This is a genomic window from Stutzerimonas frequens (assembly GCF_024448335.1).
GTDB lineage: Bacteria > Pseudomonadota > Gammaproteobacteria > Pseudomonadales > Pseudomonadaceae > Stutzerimonas > Stutzerimonas frequens.
The window spans coordinates 19,469-36,238 of sequence record NZ_JAMOHM010000012.1 but is presented as its reverse complement, the minus strand read 5'-3'; the positions used below and the strand labels follow the sequence as shown (position 1 = coordinate 36,238).

Genomic DNA, 16,770 nt, shown 5'->3' with positions numbered 1-16,770 from the left:
GCGGCCGCGATGCCGTTAACTGCAGCGCGCTGGTCCGGTTGGGCGACAGTCGGTTGTTCAATCTACCGCTGGCTTGGGGTTAGGTTTGCTCGCGGGGCTCAATTCATCGAGCAGGCGCCTGCGGCGAAGTCCGCGGCATCGGTGAAAGGATTGAGTACCCGGTTGACTCCCGCGGCATCCAGCGCCCTGCCATGCTGGTCGTCGCGCACCACGCCAGCGATCTTCCCTTTGAAACCAGCATGCTTGAGCGCGTGCAGGAAAGCACGGTTGGATTCCCACTGCGGGAAGCTGGTGACCACCCATTCGGCATGCTGCAGCGGCAGTGATTCGAGAAAGCTCGGGTCCTTGCCATCGCCGAAACGCACCGGCAGCTTGCTGCGGCGCAGCGTGCGCACGGCTTCCGGATCGAAGTCCACGCCGAGCACCGGCATCCGCGCCGCCGCCAGCTGTTGCAACAGGCGCGAGCCATAACGGCCCAGGCCGAAGACAATGATGCGCGGATGGCCCTGCGGCCTGCCCTGGGCCTCCACTTCCAGTTCGCGATAGGGACGCTTGCGTTCGAACAGGCCGAGCCAGGGTGCCAGGCGTTCATAGAGCGGCTGCGAGAAGAGGATCATGTAGGTCGAGAGCATGATGGTCACCAAACCGACCAGCGTGGTGAGCCCCAGCGCCTCCGGCCCGATATCGCCGAGGGTGATGCCCATGGCGACGAAAACGATGGAGAACTCGCTGATCTGCGCCACGGTCAGCCCGGCGAGAAAGCCGGTGCGCTTGCGATAACCCATGTACCCCATGATTGCCATGACGATCAGCGGATTGCCGATCAGTACGAACAGCGCCAGCACGATGGCCGGCAGGATCTCGTTGCCGAGCGTGGAGAAATCCAGCCGGCCACCGAGGTCGATGAAGAAGAACAGCAGCATGAAGTCGCGGATGCCGGTCAGGCGCGCGTTCATCGCTTCGCGATAGGCCGTCGAGGCCAGCGAAAAGCCCGCGACGAAGGCTCCGGCCTCCTTGCTGAAACCGATGTAGTCGCCCAGCGCGGCAAGTCCGGTGCCCCAGGCAATCGCGAAGATCAACAGCAGTTCCTGTGAGCGCGCCATGCGGCTGACCAAGCTGGGCAGCACATAGCGCATCAAGACATACATCAGCACCGCCGCACCTGCCAGACGCAGCAGCAACGAACCGGAGACCTCGGCCCAGCCTGCATCGCCTGCGCCACGCAGGGCGCTCATGGTCATCATCGCCAGCACCACGGCCAGGTCCTGGACAATCAGGAAGCCCACTGCGATGCGCCCGTGCAGCGAGTCCAGCTCCTGTTTGTCCGAGAGCAGCTTGACGATGATGATGGTGCTGGAGAAGGTCAGCGCCACGGCGATGTAGATCGCCTCCATGGCGCTCTTGCCCATCAGCAGGGTGAGCGCGAAGCCGAAGATGATGGTGAAGGTCAGCTGCCCCAGCCCCGTGGCCAGCGCCACCGGGCCGATATTGCGGATATGCGCGAGATCGAGCTTGAGACCGACCACGAACAGCAGCACGGCGACGCCGATCTCGGCCAGCAGATGGATCTGGTCAGCGGCGTTGACCGGCCCGAACACTGCCGGCCCGAGCAGGATGCCGACCACGATGTAGGAGATCAGCAGCGGCTGACGCAGGCTCACGGCGATGACGCCGACCACTGCCGAGATGATCAGCAGCAGGGCGAATTCGGCGAAAGGGCCATGGGCGAGCAGCGCTTCCATCAGAGTCTCCGTGCGGTTGAGTGCCGGCGCCGCGGCGCTGTGCCTATCCTGCGGCAGGCGTTGGCCAGCTACCAGCGCGGCAGCGTATGACTGTGACAGCAAGGCATCGCCTGGCGCGCCTGCAATCGGCTGGTGCGCCGATGTGCCCGGCCTGCTGCTAGAATCCGCCCTTTTTTCACCCCGCCGAAACGGCGCTGCGAGCCTGCCATGACCTTCGCTTCCCTGGGCCTGATCGATCCGCTGCTGCGGACCCTGGAAACCCTCGACTACCGCAAGCCGACGCCGGTGCAGATCGAAGCCATTCCCGCCGTGCTCAAGGGCCGCGACCTTATGGCGGCGGCGCAGACCGGTACCGGCAAGACCGCCGGTTTCGCCCTGCCATTGCTGCAGCGCCTGACCATGGAAGGCGCCAAGGTGGCGAGCAATTCGGTGCGCGCGCTGGTGCTGGTACCGACCCGCGAGCTGGCCGAGCAGGTCCACGAGAGCTTTCGTGTTTACGGCCAGAACCTGCCGCTGCGCACTTACGCGGTGTACGGCGGTGTCAGCATCAATCCGCAGATGATGGCGCTGCGCAAGGGCATCGACGTGCTGGTGGCGACGCCCGGTCGCCTGCTCGATCTCTACCGGCAGAATGCCGTGGGCTTCGCCCAGCTGCAGGCGCTGGTGCTCGACGAGGCCGATCGCATGCTCGACCTCGGTTTCGCCGACGAGCTTGACCAGTTGTTCTCGGCCCTGCCGAAGAAGCGCCAGACCCTGTTGTTTTCCGCGACCTTCTCCGATGCGATCCGGCAGATGGCCCGCGAGCTGCTGCGCGACCCGCTGTCGGTCGAGGTCAGCCCGCGCAACGCGGCGGCAAAGACGGTCAAGCAGTGGCTGGTGCCGGTGGACAAGAAGCGCAAGAGCGAGCTGTTCCTGCATCTGCTGGCGGAGCGGCGCTGGGGCCAGGTGCTGGTGTTCGTCAAGACGCGCAAGGGCGTCGACCAGCTGGTGGACGAGCTGCAGGCGCAGGGCATCGCCAGCGACGCGATCCACGGCGACAAGCCGCAGGCCTCGCGTCTGCGTGCACTGGAGCGCTTCAAGGCGGGTGAGGTGCGCATCCTGGTGGCGACCGACGTGGCGGCGCGCGGGCTGGACATCCACGACCTGCCGCAGGTGGTCAACTTCGACCTGCCCACCGTCGCCGAGGACTACGTGCACCGCATCGGCCGTACCGGCCGCGCCGGCGCCACAGGGGAGGCGATCTCGCTGGTCAGTGCCGATGAGGTCGATCAGCTCGCGGCCATCGAAACCTTGATCAATCAGGTTCTGCCGCGCCACGACGAGCCGGGTTTCGTGCCGGACCATCGCGTGCCGGCCACGGCGCTCGGCGGGCAGATCATCAAGAAACCGAAGAAACCGAAAAAGCCCAAGGACGGCGGCGGCAAGGGCAAGATTCATCTCGGCAACTGGTTCGACGAGAGCGAAAAGCCCAACGCCAGGCCGATTCGCAAGGTACCGAGCCTGGGCGGCAAGCCGGCGAAGAAGCGCTGAGCCGTCCGTAGGTTGGAAAACGGCGCAGCCTTTCCACTGGTAACGCAGGTCACAGACCCAGCAGCGCCGACACCACCAAGAGCAGCGCCATGGCGTAGTTGAACCGGCGCAGGTGCGCGGCCGATTGCAGCAGCTTCGCCGCACCGGCGCCGAGCAGGGCCCAGGCCGCCAGGCATGGCAGGGCGATCAGAAAGAACAGTAGGGCGTGAATGGCGTAACGCCCCGCGTCGGCAGCGGCGCCGCTGAACACGCCGACCACCGCCAGCGCCATCATCCACACCTTCGGATTGACCAGTTGCAGACCGGCGGCGCCCAGCGCGCCAAGCCGGCGCGGCGCAGCGGCGGCCTCGACCGGCTCGGCCGGGCTGCGGGCGATCTGCCAGGCCAGGTAGAACAGCCAGGCCAGACCAAGCCAGCTCATCAGCTGCTGCAACTGCGGATGGCGCAGCAACCACTCGCCGGCACCCAGGCCCACCAGCAGCACGATCAGCGCCGCGGCCGAGCAGGCGCCGAAAATGATCGGCATGGCTGCGCCGAGGCCGAAGCGCGAGCTGTTGCTCAGCACCAGAATGTTGGTCGGCCCCGGCGTGATCGAGGCGACGAAGGCGAACAGCATGAAGGGCAGCAGCTGGCTCACGATGGCTGCTCCGCGATGTGCGTGGCGAGTGCTCCGGGGGTGGCGGTGAGGTGAGGCATGGTTTTCGGCTCCAGGGTGGCGGACGACCGAATACTCGCGCCTGTTGGCTCAGTGGTCTGGAAGATTCGAGCAGCGTTTGCGGTAGTGCGCCGGTGTCAGCCCGTAGGCGCGGCGGAACCAGCGGCCCATGTGGCTCTGGTCGGCGAAACCGAGGCTCATCGCCACCAGCGCCGGTGGCTGGCCGGCTGCGAGCAGGCGACGGGCCTTGGCCAGGCGCAGCTGGACCAGATAGGCATGCGGCGCCAGCCCGAAGGTCGCCTTGAACGCCCGCGACAGCCTGAAGCGATCGACGCCGGTGGCGCGCGCCAGATCGTCCAGCCCCAGATCCTGATCCATGTGCGCATGCAGATAGTCCCGCGCCCGCAGCGCCACGGCCGGCAGGCGCGGGTCGGCGGTCAGCCGCGGTCGCCATGACAGGTGCCGGGCCAGCTTGCCCAGCAGCGCGTCCAGCGCGGCCTGGCGAACGATGCGCAGGTCCTGGCTTTGCAAGGCCTGGAAGGCGTCGGCAATCACCGTCACCAGCTCTGGTTCGCTTTCCAGCGTCTTGGCGAACGCCGGCTGGCACTGGCTGGGCGCATCCTCGAACAGCGCGCGCAGTTCGCGCTCGATCCAGTGCGGATCGAGGTAGAGCATCGAGTAGGTGAAGCCACCGGGTGTCGGCGCGTGGCCGTCGTGCAGCTCGCCGGGTTCGAGCAGAAACACCTGCCCCGGCGTGCTGCTGTGCAGCGTCCGGCGACAGTGAAACTGCTGCACGCCCTGTTCGGTGAAGCCGATCAGGTAGCTGTCATGGAAATGCGGGTCGTAGGCGTGGCCTTCGAAATGCGCACGGATCGTCTCGATGCCGGTTTCGGCATCCTTCTTCAGATCGATCCAGTCATCGGTACCCATGATGGCTCCATGAACTCTGCGTCGCGGTGCGGCCCGGCTCAGTATCGCCCGCTGCAGCCTGGCCGTCTGGAACATTCGTGCAGCGCCGCTCACGGCCGGACAACGCGATGCGCTCGACGGACGGTCTCTGACTGCATGCTGTAATTGATCTGGGTCTAGGCTTGATCCGGTCAGTGTTGTGCAGACTCGAACGTCCCGACTCAAGGAGCAAGCCCATGCCCCAGACCATGAAAGCCGCAGTGGTACACGCCTTCGGCGAGCCGCTGCGCCTCGAGGAAGTCAAGGTGCCGATGCCCGGCCCCGGCCAGATCCTGGTGAAGATCGCCGCCTCCGGCGTCTGTCACACCGACCTGCATGCGGCCGAGGGCGATTGGCCGGTCAAGCCCACACTGCCGTTCATCCCCGGCCATGAAGGCGTCGGCCACGTCGCCGCGGTGGGCGCCGGTGTGAAACGGGTGAAGGAGGGCGACCGGGTCGGCGTGCCCTGGCTGTACACCGCCTGCGGCTGCTGCGAACACTGCCTGACCGGCTGGGAAACCCTCTGCGAAGGCCAGCAGAACACCGGCTACTCGGTCAACGGTGCCTATGCCGAGTACGTGCTGGCGGACCCGAACTACGTGGGCATCCTGCCGAAGAACGTCGAATTCGACGAGATCGCACCGATCCTCTGTGCCGGGGTCACCGTCTACAAGGGGCTCAAGGTCACCGAAGCGCGGCCCGGCCAGTGGGTGGCGATCTCCGGTATCGGCGGCCTGGGCCACGTTGCGGTGCAGTACGCCAAGGCGATGGGCCTGCACGTGGTGGCGGTGGATGTGGACGACGCCAAGCTGGAACTGGCCAAGCGCCTGGGCGCCGACCTGACCGTCAATGCGCGCAAGGAAAACCCGGTGGAAGTGGTGCAGCGCGACATCGGCGGCGCGCATGGCGTGCTGGTGACGGCGGTGTCCAACAGTGCCTTCGGTCAGGCCATCGGCATGGCCCGGCGGCGCGGTACCGTGGCGCTGGTCGGCCTGCCGCCGGGAGATTTCCCGACGCCGATCTTCGACGTGGTGCTCAAGGCGATCAGCATCACCGGCTCCATCGTCGGCACCCGCGCCGATCTGCAGGAGGCGCTGGACTTCGCCGGCGAGGGGTTGGTCAAGGCGACCATCCATACCGACAACCTCGACAACATCAACCAGATCCTCGACGACATGCGTGGCGGGCGCATCGAGGGCCGTATCGTGATGAAGATGTAGCAGGACCGTGCGGCCGGCAGCGCACCGCTCAGCGTGGCGCGTTTGCCGGCACGTTGTCGCGCAGCCAGCGCAGCATGCCTGCGGCCGCGGCGCGCCCGCTGGCAAAGCAGGCGGTCAGCAGATAGCCACCGGTCGGCGCTTCCCAGTCGAGCATTTCGCCGGCGCAGAACACGCCGGGTAGCCGGCGCAGCATCAGACCCTCGTCCAGTTCCTCGAAAGGCACGCCGCCGGCGCTGCTGATCGCCTCGTCCAGCGGACGGGGGCGGACCAGGCGGATGGGCAGCGCCTTGATCGCGGCGGCCAGGGCCTGCGAGTCTTGGAAGGTGGCGGCATCGGTCAGCTCGCGCAACAGCGCCGCCTTGACGCCATCGAGCTTCAGCTGGCGGTGCAGATGCTTGGCCATGGACTGCGAACCCCGCGGTCGGGCCAGGGCGCTGGCGATCTGTGTCAGGGTGCGATCCGGCAGCAGGTCGAGCAGTACCGTGGCGGCACCGTCACGGTTGATCGTATTGCGGATCGGCGCAGAGAGCGCGTAGACCAGGCTGCCCTCGATACCGGTCGCGGTGAGCACGAACTCACCCTTGCGCGGTGCTTCGCCGGGCAGCGCCAGGCTGACCGTCTTCAGCGGCGCGCCGGCGAACTTCTCCCGCAGGTATTCGCTCCAACCGGCCACCTCGAAGCCGCAATTGGCCGGCTGCAGGGGCGCGATGGCGATCCCGCGGTTCTGCAGCAACGGCACCCAGGCGCCATCGGAGCCCAGTCGCGCCCAGCTGCCACCACCGAGGGCGAGCAGGGTAGCGTCAGCCTCCATCAGGCTTTCGCCTTCCGGCCCGGCGAGGCGCAGCGCACCCCGTTCGCTCCAGCCCAGCCAGCGCTGGCGGGTATGGATGCGTACGCCGTTTTCGCGCAGGCGCTTGAGCCAGGCGCGCAGCAGGGGCGCGGCCTTCATGTCGGTGGGAAACACCCGGCCCGAACTGCCGACAAAGGTGTCGATGCCCAGCCCGTGAATCCATTCGCGCAGCGCATCCGGGGTGAAGGCATCGAGCAGCGGGCGCAGGTCGCCGGCGCGCTCGGCGTAGCGGCTGACGAACGCGGCGTAGTCCTCGGCATGGGTGATGTTCATGCCGCCGACGCCGGCCAGCAGGAACTTGCGCCCCACCGAGGGCATGGCGTCATACAGGTCGACATTCACGCCTGCCTGCCCGAGCACCTCGGCGGCCATCAGGCCGGCCGGACCACCACCGATGATGGCGACGCGAAAAGAGCAGGGCTGGGGCATGGTGGCAACCGGGTAGACGAGCGGGGCGGGCATTGTAGCCGCTGACGGTTGCTCAGCCGAGCCCGTGGCGCTGCCAGGCCGAGTGGGCGCTGACATGCAAGGTCGCATGACGACGGGCGAGCAGGGCGCGGTCCTTGTCGTAGCCACCGCCGATCAGGCCGACCACGGGAATGTCGCGGCTCAGGCAGTGATCGAGCACGGCGCTGTCGCGCGCGGCAAGCCCGGCGTCGGTCAGCGAGAGCAGGCCCAGGGCGTCGTCGCGGTGGACGTCGACGCCAGCGTCATAGAGCACCAGGTCCGGCTGATAGATCGGCAGCAGGTAGTTCAGGGTGTCGTGCACGACCTGGAGGTAAGCCTCGTCGCCCATGCCCGGCGGTAGCGGGATGTCCCAGTCGCTATGGGCCTTGCGGGTGGGGAAGTTCTTCTCGCAGTGCAGCGAGACGGTCACCGCATCCGGCACGTTCTCCAGGATGCGCGCGGTGCCGTCGCCCTGATGCACGTCGCAGTCGAAGATCAGCACGCGGCCGACACGTCCGCTCTCCAGCAGGTACAGCGCGATCACCGCCAGGTCGTTGAAGATGCAGAAGCCGGAGGCGTGATCGCGATGCGCATGGTGCGTGCCGCCGGCCAGGTGGCAGGCCAGGCCATGCTGCAGTGCCTGCTCGGCGGCCAGCAGCGAGCCGCCTACCGCCCGCACGGTGCGCTGCGCCAGCTCCGGGCTCCAGGGCAGGCCAAGGCGGCGCAGCTCGTCGCGGCCCATGTCGCCGCTGCAGTAGCGCGCGACATAATCGGCGTCATGAGCCAGAGTGAGGATATCGCTGCTGCACAGTTGCGGGCGCAACAGGCCCGCGTCCGTGGTCATACCCAGGGTGACCAGGTGGTCACGCAGCAAGCGAAACTTCTCCATGGGAAAACGATGGCCCGGCGGCAGCGGCGGGCTGTAATCGTCGTGATAGACCAGGGGAAGGGACATGAACCACGCGCGTTCGACAGATGTGCGCCGCAGTATGCAGGCTGCCCGTCGGCGCGCTCAAGGAGCAAGGATGGTCGATCGAATCGCCCTCGAAACCTCGCGTCTGCGGCTGCGCAGCTGGCACGACGACGATCTCGATGCGTTGGTGCAGCTGTGCGCCGATGCGGAGGTCATGCGCTACGAGCCGGCGCTTCTGACGCGGGACGAGTGTGCCGCGATGATGGTGCGCAGCCGCCTGCATCTGTTGCGCCACGGCTTCGGCCTGTGGGCGCTGGAGCGCAAGGACAATGGTGCGTTCGTCGGCTACTGCGGGCTGGGCTGGGCACCGCCGTCGCTGCCAAAGCCAGCGGTGGAATTGCGCTGGGGCGTGGCATGCGAGCAATGGGGCCAGGGCCTGGTGCTTGAGGCGGCACGGGCCGTCCTGCAGCATGCCTTTGTCACCCTTGAATTGCCCGAGGTGGTCGCCTGCTTGGCGCGGATCAACGAGCCGGCCAGGCAGCTGGTGGAAGCGCTGGGCATGCGCGCCGAACAGGCCCTGCCGTTCGCGCACCCGGATCTCGCCGCGGGGCACCCGCTGCACGAGCAGCTGCTTTACCGTCTGCAGCGGGACGATTGGCGAAAATAAGCCCTGTTGCTGGAGCGTTGTCGGCGAAATACGTAACATGGCGCGCCTGTCCGCCCGCCCTTATCAAGGATGCCGAAATGACCCAGATACTCGACGCCCTGGTCAACCTGCTGACCCTGGAACGCATCGAGGAAAACCTGTTCCGCGGCGCCAGCCAGGACCTCGGCTTTCCCCAGCTGTTCGGCGGGCAGGTGCTCGGCCAGGTGATCTCCGCCGCCAGCCAGACGGTGACACCGGAGCGCCATGTGCATTCGCTGCACGGTTACTTCCTGCGTCCCGGCGACTCGCACCAGCCGGTGGTGTACGACGTCGATCGCGTGCGCGATGGCGGCAGCTTCACCACGCGGCGGGTCAGCGCGATCCAGAAGGGGCAGACCATCTTCACCGGCATCGCCTCGTTCCAGGCCCAGGAGAGCGGCTACGAGCACCAGTTGCCGATGCCGGACGTGGTCGGGCCGGACGACCTACCCAACGAGTGGGAGCTGCTGCACAAGCTGTCGCCGATGGTGCCCGAGCGGGTGATGGAGAAGCTGCGCCGACCCAAGCCCATCGAAATCCGCCCGGTCACCCTGGTCGACCCGGCCAACCCGCAGCCGATCGAACCGGTGCGCCACCTGTGGTTCCGTGCCGACGGCTCGCTGCCCGACAGCCCGGCGCTGCACAAGTACCTGCTCGCCTATGCCTCGGACTTCAGCTTTATCGGCACCGCGTTGCAGCCCCACGGCGTCAGCTCGTGGAGCAAGTTCATCCAGCTGGCCAGCCTCGATCACGCCATCTGGTTCCACCGTGAAGTGAAGATGGACGACTGGCTGCTCTATTCCATCGACAGCCCCTGGGCCGGCAATGCCCGCGGCTTCGCCCGTGGAAGCATTTTCAACCGCCAGGGCGAGCTGGTCGCCTCGGTGGCGCAGGAAGGCCTGATCCGCGTACGCGAGGACTGGATGTGACGATCACCGAGGTACGGCACTGGGTGTTCGACATGGACGGCACCCTGACCATCGCCGTGCACGATTTCGCCGCGATCCGCCGCGCCCTGGAGATTCCCGAGGAGGACGACATCCTCCATCACCTGGCCGCGCTGCCGGCCGACGAAGCGGCGGCCAAGCGTGCCTGGCTGCTGGAGCACGAGCGCGAGCTGGCCTACGCCGCGCGCCCGGCCGAAGGCGCCCGCGAGCTGCTGCACGCGTTGCGCGAGCGCGGCTGCCGCCTCGGCGTGCTGACCCGCAATGCCCACGAACTGGCGCTGGTGACCCTGCAGGCGGTGGGCATGGGTGACTGTTTTCTGCCCGAGGACATCCTCGGTCGCGACGAGGCACCGCCCAAGCCGCATCCGGGCGGGCTGCTGCAGCTGGCGGAGCGCTGGGGCGTGGCGCCGGCGTCGATGCTGATGGTCGGCGACTACCGCTTCGACCTGGAATGCGCCCGTGCCGCCGGCGCGCGCGGGGTGCTGGTCAACGTGCCGCACAACGAATGGCCGGAACTGGCTGACCTGTACGCGCCTGATTGTCGCGCGTTACACGGCATGCTGGGCTGAGAGCGGATTTCGGCCCTGCGACTATTTGCACTGGTCTTGCTGGTGGGCTGAAGCCCACCCTACGCCACGTGCCAGGTTCCACGTGCCGGGTGTCGTGTCGGAGAGGGCAGCGGCGCTGGAACGTCATCTTAGGGTGGGCTTCAGCCCACCAGTCATCGCAACGACCCTCGCATGCGTGCCCGCAGCTGCGTCAGGGTTGGGGCACGCCTGGAAGCGCCTACAGCCGCGCCGCCTTGAAGGTGTCGCAGCGCGCTGGATCGCCATGTTCGAAGCCATCGCGGAACCAGCGCACCCGCTGCGCCGAGGTACCGTGGGTAAAGGCATCCGGCACCACGCGGCCCTGGCTGCGCTTCTGCAGGTTGTCATCACCGATGGCGTTGGCGGCGTTCAGCGCTTCTTCCAGGTCGCCTTCTTCCAACCAGTCGTGGCGTTGCTGCGCGTGATAGGCCCAGACGCCGGCATAGCAGTCGGCCTGCAGTTCCTGGCGCACCAGCAGGCCGTTGTCGCCTTCCATCCGCGCACCACGCTGGCGGGCCGCCTGCATCTGCCGGGAAACGCCGAGCAGCGTCTGGACGTGATGACCGACCTCATGGGCGATCACATAGGCCTGGGCGAAGTCGCCTGCAGCGGAAAAGCGCCGGGACATCTCGTCGAAGAACTGCAGGTCGAGGTAGACCTGCTGATCGCCGGGGCAGTAGAACGGGCCGACCGCCGAACTGGCGAAGCCGCAGGCCGAGTTCACGCCGCCGCGAAACAGCACAAGGGTCGGGTCGCGATACTGCACGCCGTTCTGCTGGAACAGCGCGTGCCAGGTGTCTTCGGTGTCGCCGAGCACAGCGCGGACGAATTCGACCTGTGGATCGTCGCCGGCCGGGCGCTGGCTTTGTTGGGAGACTGCAGGCCCGCCCTGGTTGGCCAGCTGGTCGAGGATCTGCAGCGGGTCCTGGCCGGAGAGCAGGCCGATCACCACCACGATGGCGATGCCGCCCAGACCCAGGCCGCCCAGGCGCATGCCGCTGCGGCCCCTGGCGTCCACTACGTTGTCGCTGCGTCGGGCTCGTTTCCAGCGCATGAGTTGCCCCTCGGAAATGGTGGATGGGAGCGTCGTGGCCGCAGCGAAGCGGCCAACGTCTTCCACTCAGACCCGTGAGCGGGCAAAAAAGATGCAGCGGGTATGGGCTCGGGTCGCGCCGGCGCTATCAGTTGCCCGGGTACTCGGAGATCACCCGCTCCTGGCCCTGCTTGCTGACGCCGATCACCTGGAAGGCGTCCTTGCGCTCGCCCATCTCCATACCGGGCGAGCCGACCGGCATGCCCGGAACGGCGGCACCGATCAGGTCGGGTTGCGCGCGCAGCTTGAGGATGTCGGCCGCCGGCACGTGGCCTTCGACGAACTTGCCGCCGATCACGCCGGTGTGGCAGGAGCCGAGGCGGTGCGGTACTCCATGCTCCATCTTCACCGAGGTCATGTCGTTGACCACATGATCGGCAACGGCGAAGCCGTTGTCTTCCAGATGCTCGATCCACGCCTTGCAGCAGCCGCAGTTGGGGTCGCGGTAGACGTCGATGGCGATGGGGTCGGCCGCCTGGGCGAAGCCGGCGAGCAGGACGGGTAGAAGCAGAAGGCGGCGCATGGGTATCTCCAATCAGCGAGGCGCCCAGAATACGCCGCCTCGCGGCCATCCCCAAGCTGCGAGTCGTGTGCAATTGTCACCGCCGGCGTGGCGTTCGGACCGCCGGCCGTGTGTTCGGGCGCAGAACAAAACGGCGGCGCGGCAGTCCCATGCCAACCGGAAGAGCGAGTCGCACCCATCAGGAGAGTTTTCGATGCGTTTTGCCCGTTTCGTTCTGCTCGCGCAGGCGCTGGTGATGGCCTGCCTGAGCCTGGCCTACTGGTTGCGCCCCTACGAGATGGCCAACCTGAACGGCATGCTGTTGATGGAAGAGGCCTCTGTCAGCCATATGCGGGTCTACTACGGTGGTCTGCAGCTGGGCCTGGCGGCCTTCCTGATCTGGGCGGCGCGTGCGCCCGAACGGGCGCGGTCGGCGCTGATGATGCTGATGATGACCCTGACGGCGCTGGTACTCGGCAGGCTGGTTTCGCTCTTGCTGGATGACAGCGCGCTGGTTGGCTTCGACCTGGCCTCGTTGATCTATCGGGTGCTGGCTGCGGTACTGGCGGGCGTCGCCTGGCAGGTCATCCGCGAACGTCCCGAGGCGGAACCCGAGCGCATCGAGCCGGCCACTCGCAGGCTGGTCAGCGAACCGCCGAAACCGTTTCAGCTCGGTGACGGCCCGCCGCCGGTCGAACCTGCCGTCAGTGAAGTCGCGCCGCAGCCGTTTCGGCGCGGCGGTCCCGATGACTGAGCCCGTTCAGGCCGCCGCTTCCAGATAGGCCGAGAGGCTGTGCTGATCGAGTATTTCGATACGCCGCCGCTGCACGGCGATCAGGCCCGCGTCGGTCAGCCGGTGCAGGATGCGCGAGAGGGTTTCCGGCTGAATGCCGAGCTGCGAGGCGATCAGGCGCTTGGGCAGATCCAGATCGATGACGTCGCTGTGCGCAGCCTGCAGCTCCTGGAACAGATAGCGCACCACGCGCTGGCAGACATTGGATGAGGTCAGGTTGTCGATCTGATGCAGGCGCTGGTTGAGCCGGGCGCTCAGACTGCTGAGCAGCTGCATGCACAGCTGCGGCTGATTCTCCAGCAGGCGCAGGTAGTGGCTGTTCTGCACGTTGAGCACCAGACTCTCCTTGAGCGTGGTGGCGCTCAGCGGATGTTCGGGCAGCTTGTCGAACAGCATGGTTTCGGCGAATGCCTCGCCGGGCCGGATCACCTCGATCACCTTTTCCTGGCCATCGCTGGTGACCCGGTGCAGTTTGACCTGACCGCTGATCAGCAGATGAAAATGCTCGGCCGCATCGCCCTGGTGGAACAGCGTGCATCCGGCGGGCAGGCGCTTGGCCGTGGTATGCGAGGCGATGGCGTGCAGCGATGTCTCGCTCAGGCCGCGGAACAGATGATGACGGCGCAATGTGTTGAGCACGGTGGAGCCTGTCAGCATGGCCATCCCCTTCCTTTCGATGCGGGCATGCTAGGTTGCAAGATGCCTCTATCCCATTGTCCCTAAGCCATACCTCTTTCTAGGCAGCCGGTGGCGGCCGGCGCTCAGCGTGCGCCGCCGGCCAGGCGTTCGTAGTCGAGGGTCAGTTGCTCGATCTTGCGCAGCAGCGAATCGCTGGTGGTGACGATCACCGTAGGCACGAATTCTCCAGCGGCGGCGAGGTCCAGGTATTGCGCTTCATGAACGCCAGCGGCGGTTGACTGCCGGCGCCGAACGGGCTGCGGGCCGACCGTTTTATTCGCTACCATCGGCCGGCACTGCCGGTCTGACCCATGCCCCGCTGCGTTGCAGTCGGGTTTGTCGCAACGCTCGCTGACCAACGCCATGCGTGTTGGTCGACCTGCCGGCACCGCCTGCCGCGCGCCTACCTCCAACGGGGAATGGGCTGGCCCGCGGCGCCGGTGCAGCCTGCGCACACATCTTCAAGGGAGTTTCGAGCCATGGCTCACCTGTCCAACACCGAATTCCAGCCTCTGAACATCGCCGTGCTCACGGTGAGCGATACCCGCAACCTGGACACCGATACCTCCGGCCAGGCGCTGATCGACGGCCTGCAGAGCGCAGGCCATACGCTGGCCGAACGGGCTATCGTCAAGGACGACATCTGGCAGATCCGCGCCCGGGTGTGCAGCTGGATCGCCAGTGAGCATGTGCAGGTGGTGCTGATCACCGGCGGCACCGGCTTCACCGCCCGTGACAACACCCCGCAGGCAGTGCAGCCGCTGCTGGACAAGGACGTCGATGGCTTCGGCGAACTGTTCCGTCATGTATCGCTGAGCGAGATCGGCACCTCCACCGTGCAGTCCCGCGCGCTGGCCGGGATGAGCAACGGCACACTGGTCTGCTGCCTGCCGGGTTCGACCAACGCCTGCCGCACCGCCTGGAACAAGATCCTCGTCGAGCAGCTGGACAGCCGTACCAAGCCCTGCAACTTCGTCCCGCACCTTAAGGCGGCCGCGGTGGAAAACTGCGGGCCACGCTCATGAGCGCCTGCGGCTGCGATACCGGCGGGCTGAAGCCGGTCGACGAGGCCATCGCCGAGCTGCTGGCGCGGGTGCCGGCGCCGCCCGCGGTGGAAGAGGTCGCGCTGCGCGATGCCCTCGGTCGCGTGCTCGCCGAGCCGCTGGATGCCAGCTTTCCGGTGCCCCCCTGGGACAATAGCGCGATGGACGGCTACGCCCTGCGCGCCGCCGATCTGCCGGCCGAGGGCGGTGCGCTGCCACTGGCCGGACGCATCGCCGCCGGCGACGCCGCCAGTCAGCAGCTGCCGGCCGGGCATGCGGTGCGCATTTTCACTGGCGCGCCGTTGCCGCCGGCCGCGGACGCCGTGGTGGCGCAGGAAAACTGCCGTATCGAAGGCGATCGCATCTGGCTGCCGGCGGTGAACGCCGGTGACAACGTGCGCTGCCTGGGTGAGGAAACCGCGGCTGGCGAGCGTCTGATCGACGCCGGCAAGCGTCTGCGCCCGCAGGAGCTCGGCCTGCTGGCGACCTTCGGCGTGGCGCGGGTGAAGGTGTACCGGCGTCTGCGCGTGGCGCTGCTGTCCAGCGGCAACGAACTGCGCGAGCCGGGCGAGCCGCTGGACGCCGGGCAGATTTACAACTCCAACCGCTACAGCCTGCTCGGCGTGTTGCAGAGCCTCGGCTGCGAAGTGCACGACTACCCGATCCTGATCGACGATCTGGGCGCCAGCCGCGACGCGCTGGCCGATGCGGCGAGCCGCTTCGACCTGATCATCACCTCGGGCGGTGTTTCGGTGGGTGAGGAGGATCACCTCAAGCAGGCGATTCGCGAGTTGGGCGAGCTGCACCTGTGGCGCCTGGCGATCCAGCCGGGCAAGCCGCTGGCCTTCGGCGAAGTCAACGGCACGCCGTGGATCGGCCTGCCCGGCAACCCGGCGGCGGCGCTGGTCACCTCGCTGGTGGTGGCTCGGCCGTTCCTGCTGCGCGCCCAGGGCTGCACGCAGGTGCAGGTCACGCCGCTGCGCCTGCCTGCCGGTTTCGCCTGGCGCAAGGCCAACGTGCGCCAGCAGTTCCTGCGCGCGCGGCTCGAAGCGGTCGATGGCCGGCTCGAGGTGCGTCTGTTCCCACGCCAGGGCTCGGCCATGCTGACCTCGGCGACTTGGGCGGATGGCCTGGCCATCGTCGAATGCGGGCGCACCCTCGCCGAAGGCGAGCTGGTGCAGTACCTGCCGTTCAGCGAACTGCTCGGCTGAGACATGCGAACGCCCGGTCGATGATGAGTCGACCGGGCGTTCTAACGCCTGGGTGCTGCTCCGTGACGCCGCGAGCGCGTTGCATCGACAGCGGGCTGGTGCAGTGGCGATTACCCGACAGTGTTTTCACTTCGCTGATAAAACACGGGGGAGCGTGGTCCTGCCGTGATCCCTGATAGCCGCGTCGCCGATCGATATCGATACATGTAAAGCCAGCGAGCTTGTACCGACCGCCTAAGGCACCCGCCTTCAGGGGCGGCGGGGCAATCTGCTTTTCACTTTTTTCACATTCTTTTGACGAGGCGTTGATTCGCGCCTCGCTAGTTTGACGCTCCGTTACCGACCGGAATGGCTCGTCATGACCACATCAAGCTCCACCCAGCTGGAGTTCTCGAGCAGACCCGGCTACCGGCATGCGCTGGGGACTCGCTACCGGCGCCCGGATGGATGGCCCCGGCAGTGGCATGACCAGCAGGCCGCTCATCCCTCCTCCAGTGAGGTGCGCTGCGATGTCATCCGAGCGTGACCGCGCGGTGGCCGATGGCGCAGCGCTCAAGGGGCGCAGCGGGCTGACACGGCTGTGGCTCGCTGGCGGCTATTCGTTCGCCGGCCTCCGGGCCGCCTATGTCGGCGAGGCGGCCTTCCGCCAGGTGGTGTTGCTCAACCTGCTGCTGATCCCGCTGACGTTTCTGCTCGACATCAGCCGCGTCGAGCGCGCCGTGCTGATTGCCGTGGTGCTGCTGGCGCCCATCGTCGAGCTGCTCAATTCGGCCATCGAGGCCACCGTCGACCGCATTTCGCTGGAGCTGCACCCGCTGTCCAAGCGCGCCAAGGACATGGGTAGCGCGGCCCAGCTGCTGACCATGACGCTGATCGCCCTGGTCTGGGCGGTGATCCTGCTCTGAGTCCCTTCCCGTTGCCCAGGA

The 16,770-nt window shown here is 67.1% G+C and carries 18 protein-coding genes; 9 read left to right on the top strand and 9 right to left on the bottom strand.

From position 1 onward, the window contains the following. Positions 1-98: 98 nt before the first annotated feature. Positions 99-1,742, bottom strand: coding sequence for a cation:proton antiporter (locus NAO55_RS16030; RefSeq protein WP_102840473.1), 1,644 nt, complete (start codon positions 1,740-1,742; stop codon positions 99-101). Positions 1,743-1,949: 207 nt separating this feature from the next. On the opposite strand from NAO55_RS16030, the gene rhlE1 reads away from it, so the two are divergent. Continuing rightward, complete coding sequence (gene rhlE1 / locus NAO55_RS16025; RefSeq protein WP_102840474.1) at positions 1,950-3,272, top strand: RNA helicase RhlE1; 1,323 nt, start codon at positions 1,950-1,952, stop codon at positions 3,270-3,272. A gap of 49 nt (positions 3,273-3,321) precedes the next feature. On the opposite strand, the gene NAO55_RS16020 is transcribed toward rhlE1, so the two are convergent. Then, the gene (locus NAO55_RS16020; protein ID WP_102840475.1) at positions 3,322-3,909 is read right to left on the bottom strand and encodes a LysE family translocator; all 588 of its coding nucleotides are present in this window, start codon (positions 3,907-3,909) and stop codon (positions 3,322-3,324) included. Positions 3,910-4,017: 108 nt separating this feature from the next. Next, positions 4,018-4,857 (bottom strand): AraC family transcriptional regulator, encoded by an 840-nt coding sequence (locus tag NAO55_RS16015; RefSeq protein ID WP_102840476.1) that lies wholly within the window; start codon positions 4,855-4,857, stop codon positions 4,018-4,020. Between the two features lie 215 nt (positions 4,858-5,072). On the opposite strand from NAO55_RS16015, the gene adhP reads away from it, so the two are divergent. Then, positions 5,073-6,095, top strand: coding sequence for an alcohol dehydrogenase AdhP (adhP, locus tag NAO55_RS16010; RefSeq protein ID WP_102840477.1), 1,023 nt, complete (start codon positions 5,073-5,075; stop codon positions 6,093-6,095). Between the two features lie 28 nt (positions 6,096-6,123). Here the strand turns inward: adhP and NAO55_RS16005 are convergent, their stop codons facing one another. After that, a complete protein-coding gene (locus NAO55_RS16005) occupies positions 6,124-7,407 on the bottom strand; it encodes a TIGR03862 family flavoprotein (protein WP_102840478.1) in 1,284 nt (427 codons plus the stop codon). A 19-nt stretch (positions 7,408-7,426) separates the two neighbouring features. Then, on the bottom strand, positions 7,427-8,347 hold the full coding sequence (locus NAO55_RS16000) for a histone deacetylase family protein (RefSeq protein ID WP_102840479.1): 921 nt from the start codon (positions 8,345-8,347) through the stop codon (positions 7,427-7,429). A gap of 70 nt (positions 8,348-8,417) precedes the next feature. Here NAO55_RS16000 and NAO55_RS15995 point away from each other — a divergent pair, with 70 nt between their 5' ends. The 3 genes from NAO55_RS15995 to NAO55_RS15985 all read left to right on the top strand — a co-directional run bounded on the left by NAO55_RS15995 (position 8,418) and on the right by NAO55_RS15985 (position 10,506). Beyond that, the gene (locus NAO55_RS15995; RefSeq protein ID WP_063544186.1) at positions 8,418-8,972 is read left to right on the top strand and encodes a GNAT family N-acetyltransferase; all 555 of its coding nucleotides are present in this window, start codon (positions 8,418-8,420) and stop codon (positions 8,970-8,972) included. A gap of 77 nt (positions 8,973-9,049) precedes the next feature. Then, positions 9,050-9,919, top strand: a complete 870-nt coding sequence (gene tesB, locus NAO55_RS15990; RefSeq protein WP_102840480.1) for an acyl-CoA thioesterase II — start codon at positions 9,050-9,052, stop codon at positions 9,917-9,919. Beyond that, entirely contained in the window at positions 9,916-10,506 is a 591-nt protein-coding gene (locus tag NAO55_RS15985; protein ID WP_102840481.1) for an HAD family hydrolase, read from the top strand. The genes tesB and NAO55_RS15985 overlap by 4 nt, the downstream gene beginning before the upstream one ends. Before the next feature lie 217 nt (positions 10,507-10,723). Here the strand turns inward: NAO55_RS15985 and ypfJ are convergent, their stop codons facing one another. Together ypfJ and NAO55_RS15975 are read right to left on the bottom strand one after the other, a co-directional pair. Beyond that, on the bottom strand, positions 10,724-11,578 hold the full coding sequence (ypfJ, locus tag NAO55_RS15980) for a KPN_02809 family neutral zinc metallopeptidase (RefSeq protein WP_102840482.1): 855 nt from the start codon (positions 11,576-11,578) through the stop codon (positions 10,724-10,726). A 127-nt stretch (positions 11,579-11,705) separates the two neighbouring features. Then, positions 11,706-12,140: a DUF411 domain-containing protein gene (locus NAO55_RS15975; RefSeq protein ID WP_102840483.1), complete on the bottom strand. Its 435-nt coding sequence runs from the start codon at positions 12,138-12,140 to the stop codon at positions 11,706-11,708. 193 nt (positions 12,141-12,333) lie between these two features. Here NAO55_RS15975 and NAO55_RS15970 point away from each other — a divergent pair, with 193 nt between their 5' ends. After that, positions 12,334-12,873, top strand: coding sequence for a DUF4345 domain-containing protein (locus tag NAO55_RS15970; protein ID WP_102840484.1), 540 nt, complete (start codon positions 12,334-12,336; stop codon positions 12,871-12,873). A gap of 6 nt (positions 12,874-12,879) precedes the next feature. Here the strand turns inward: NAO55_RS15970 and NAO55_RS15965 are convergent, their stop codons facing one another. Then, positions 12,880-13,575 carry a Crp/Fnr family transcriptional regulator gene (locus NAO55_RS15965; protein WP_081253795.1) on the bottom strand — a complete coding sequence of 232 codons (696 nt, stop codon included), beginning with the start codon at positions 13,573-13,575 and terminating at the stop codon, positions 12,880-12,882. Between the two features lie 98 nt (positions 13,576-13,673). Next, entirely contained in the window at positions 13,674-13,877 is a 204-nt protein-coding gene (locus NAO55_RS15960) for a hypothetical protein (protein ID WP_102840485.1), read from the bottom strand. Positions 13,878-14,069: 192 nt separating this feature from the next. On the opposite strand from NAO55_RS15960, the gene moaB reads away from it, so the two are divergent. The 3 genes from moaB (at position 14,070) to NAO55_RS15945 (ending at position 16,749) form a co-directional block, all read left to right on the top strand. Continuing rightward, the gene (moaB, locus tag NAO55_RS15955) at positions 14,070-14,615 is read left to right on the top strand and encodes a molybdenum cofactor biosynthesis protein B (protein WP_102840486.1); all 546 of its coding nucleotides are present in this window, start codon (positions 14,070-14,072) and stop codon (positions 14,613-14,615) included. Beyond that, positions 14,612-15,844, top strand: a complete 1,233-nt coding sequence (locus tag NAO55_RS15950) for a molybdopterin molybdotransferase MoeA (protein WP_102840487.1) — start codon at positions 14,612-14,614, stop codon at positions 15,842-15,844. Before moaB ends, NAO55_RS15950 begins: the two co-directional genes overlap by 4 nt. A 509-nt stretch (positions 15,845-16,353) precedes the next feature. Next, positions 16,354-16,749 (top strand): diacylglycerol kinase, encoded by a 396-nt coding sequence (locus tag NAO55_RS15945; protein WP_102840488.1) that lies wholly within the window; start codon positions 16,354-16,356, stop codon positions 16,747-16,749. Positions 16,750-16,770 lie beyond the last annotated feature (21 nt).

Excerpts from the sequence above, each read along its gene's own strand:
- NAO55_RS16030 (WP_102840473.1), bottom strand. The coding sequence starts at position 1,742 with ATGGAAGCGCTGCTCGCCCATGGCCCTTTCGCCGAATTCGCCCTGCTG.
- rhlE1 (WP_102840474.1), top strand. The coding sequence starts at position 1,950 with ATGACCTTCGCTTCCCTGGGCCTGATCGATCCGCTGCTGCGGACCCTG.
- NAO55_RS16015 (WP_102840476.1), bottom strand. The coding sequence starts at position 4,857 with ATGGGTACCGATGACTGGATCGATCTGAAGAAGGATGCCGAAACCGGC.
- adhP (WP_102840477.1), top strand. The coding sequence starts at position 5,073 with ATGCCCCAGACCATGAAAGCCGCAGTGGTACACGCCTTCGGCGAGCCG.
- NAO55_RS16005 (WP_102840478.1), bottom strand. The coding sequence starts at position 7,407 with ATGCCCGCCCCGCTCGTCTACCCGGTTGCCACCATGCCCCAGCCCTGC.
- NAO55_RS16000 (WP_102840479.1), bottom strand. The coding sequence starts at position 8,347 with ATGTCCCTTCCCCTGGTCTATCACGACGATTACAGCCCGCCGCTGCCG.
- NAO55_RS15995 (WP_063544186.1), top strand. The coding sequence starts at position 8,418 with ATGGTCGATCGAATCGCCCTCGAAACCTCGCGTCTGCGGCTGCGCAGC.
- tesB (WP_102840480.1), top strand. The coding sequence starts at position 9,050 with ATGACCCAGATACTCGACGCCCTGGTCAACCTGCTGACCCTGGAACGC.
- ypfJ (WP_102840482.1), bottom strand. The coding sequence starts at position 11,578 with ATGCGCTGGAAACGAGCCCGACGCAGCGACAACGTAGTGGACGCCAGG.
- NAO55_RS15975 (WP_102840483.1), bottom strand. The coding sequence starts at position 12,140 with ATGCGCCGCCTTCTGCTTCTACCCGTCCTGCTCGCCGGCTTCGCCCAG.
- NAO55_RS15970 (WP_102840484.1), top strand. The coding sequence starts at position 12,334 with ATGCGTTTTGCCCGTTTCGTTCTGCTCGCGCAGGCGCTGGTGATGGCC.
- NAO55_RS15965 (WP_081253795.1), bottom strand. The coding sequence starts at position 13,575 with ATGGCCATGCTGACAGGCTCCACCGTGCTCAACACATTGCGCCGTCAT.
- NAO55_RS15960 (WP_102840485.1), bottom strand. The coding sequence starts at position 13,877 with ATGGTAGCGAATAAAACGGTCGGCCCGCAGCCCGTTCGGCGCCGGCAG.
- moaB (WP_102840486.1), top strand. The coding sequence starts at position 14,070 with ATGGCTCACCTGTCCAACACCGAATTCCAGCCTCTGAACATCGCCGTG.
- NAO55_RS15950 (WP_102840487.1), top strand. The coding sequence starts at position 14,612 with ATGAGCGCCTGCGGCTGCGATACCGGCGGGCTGAAGCCGGTCGACGAG.
- NAO55_RS15945 (WP_102840488.1), top strand. The coding sequence starts at position 16,354 with ATGTCATCCGAGCGTGACCGCGCGGTGGCCGATGGCGCAGCGCTCAAG.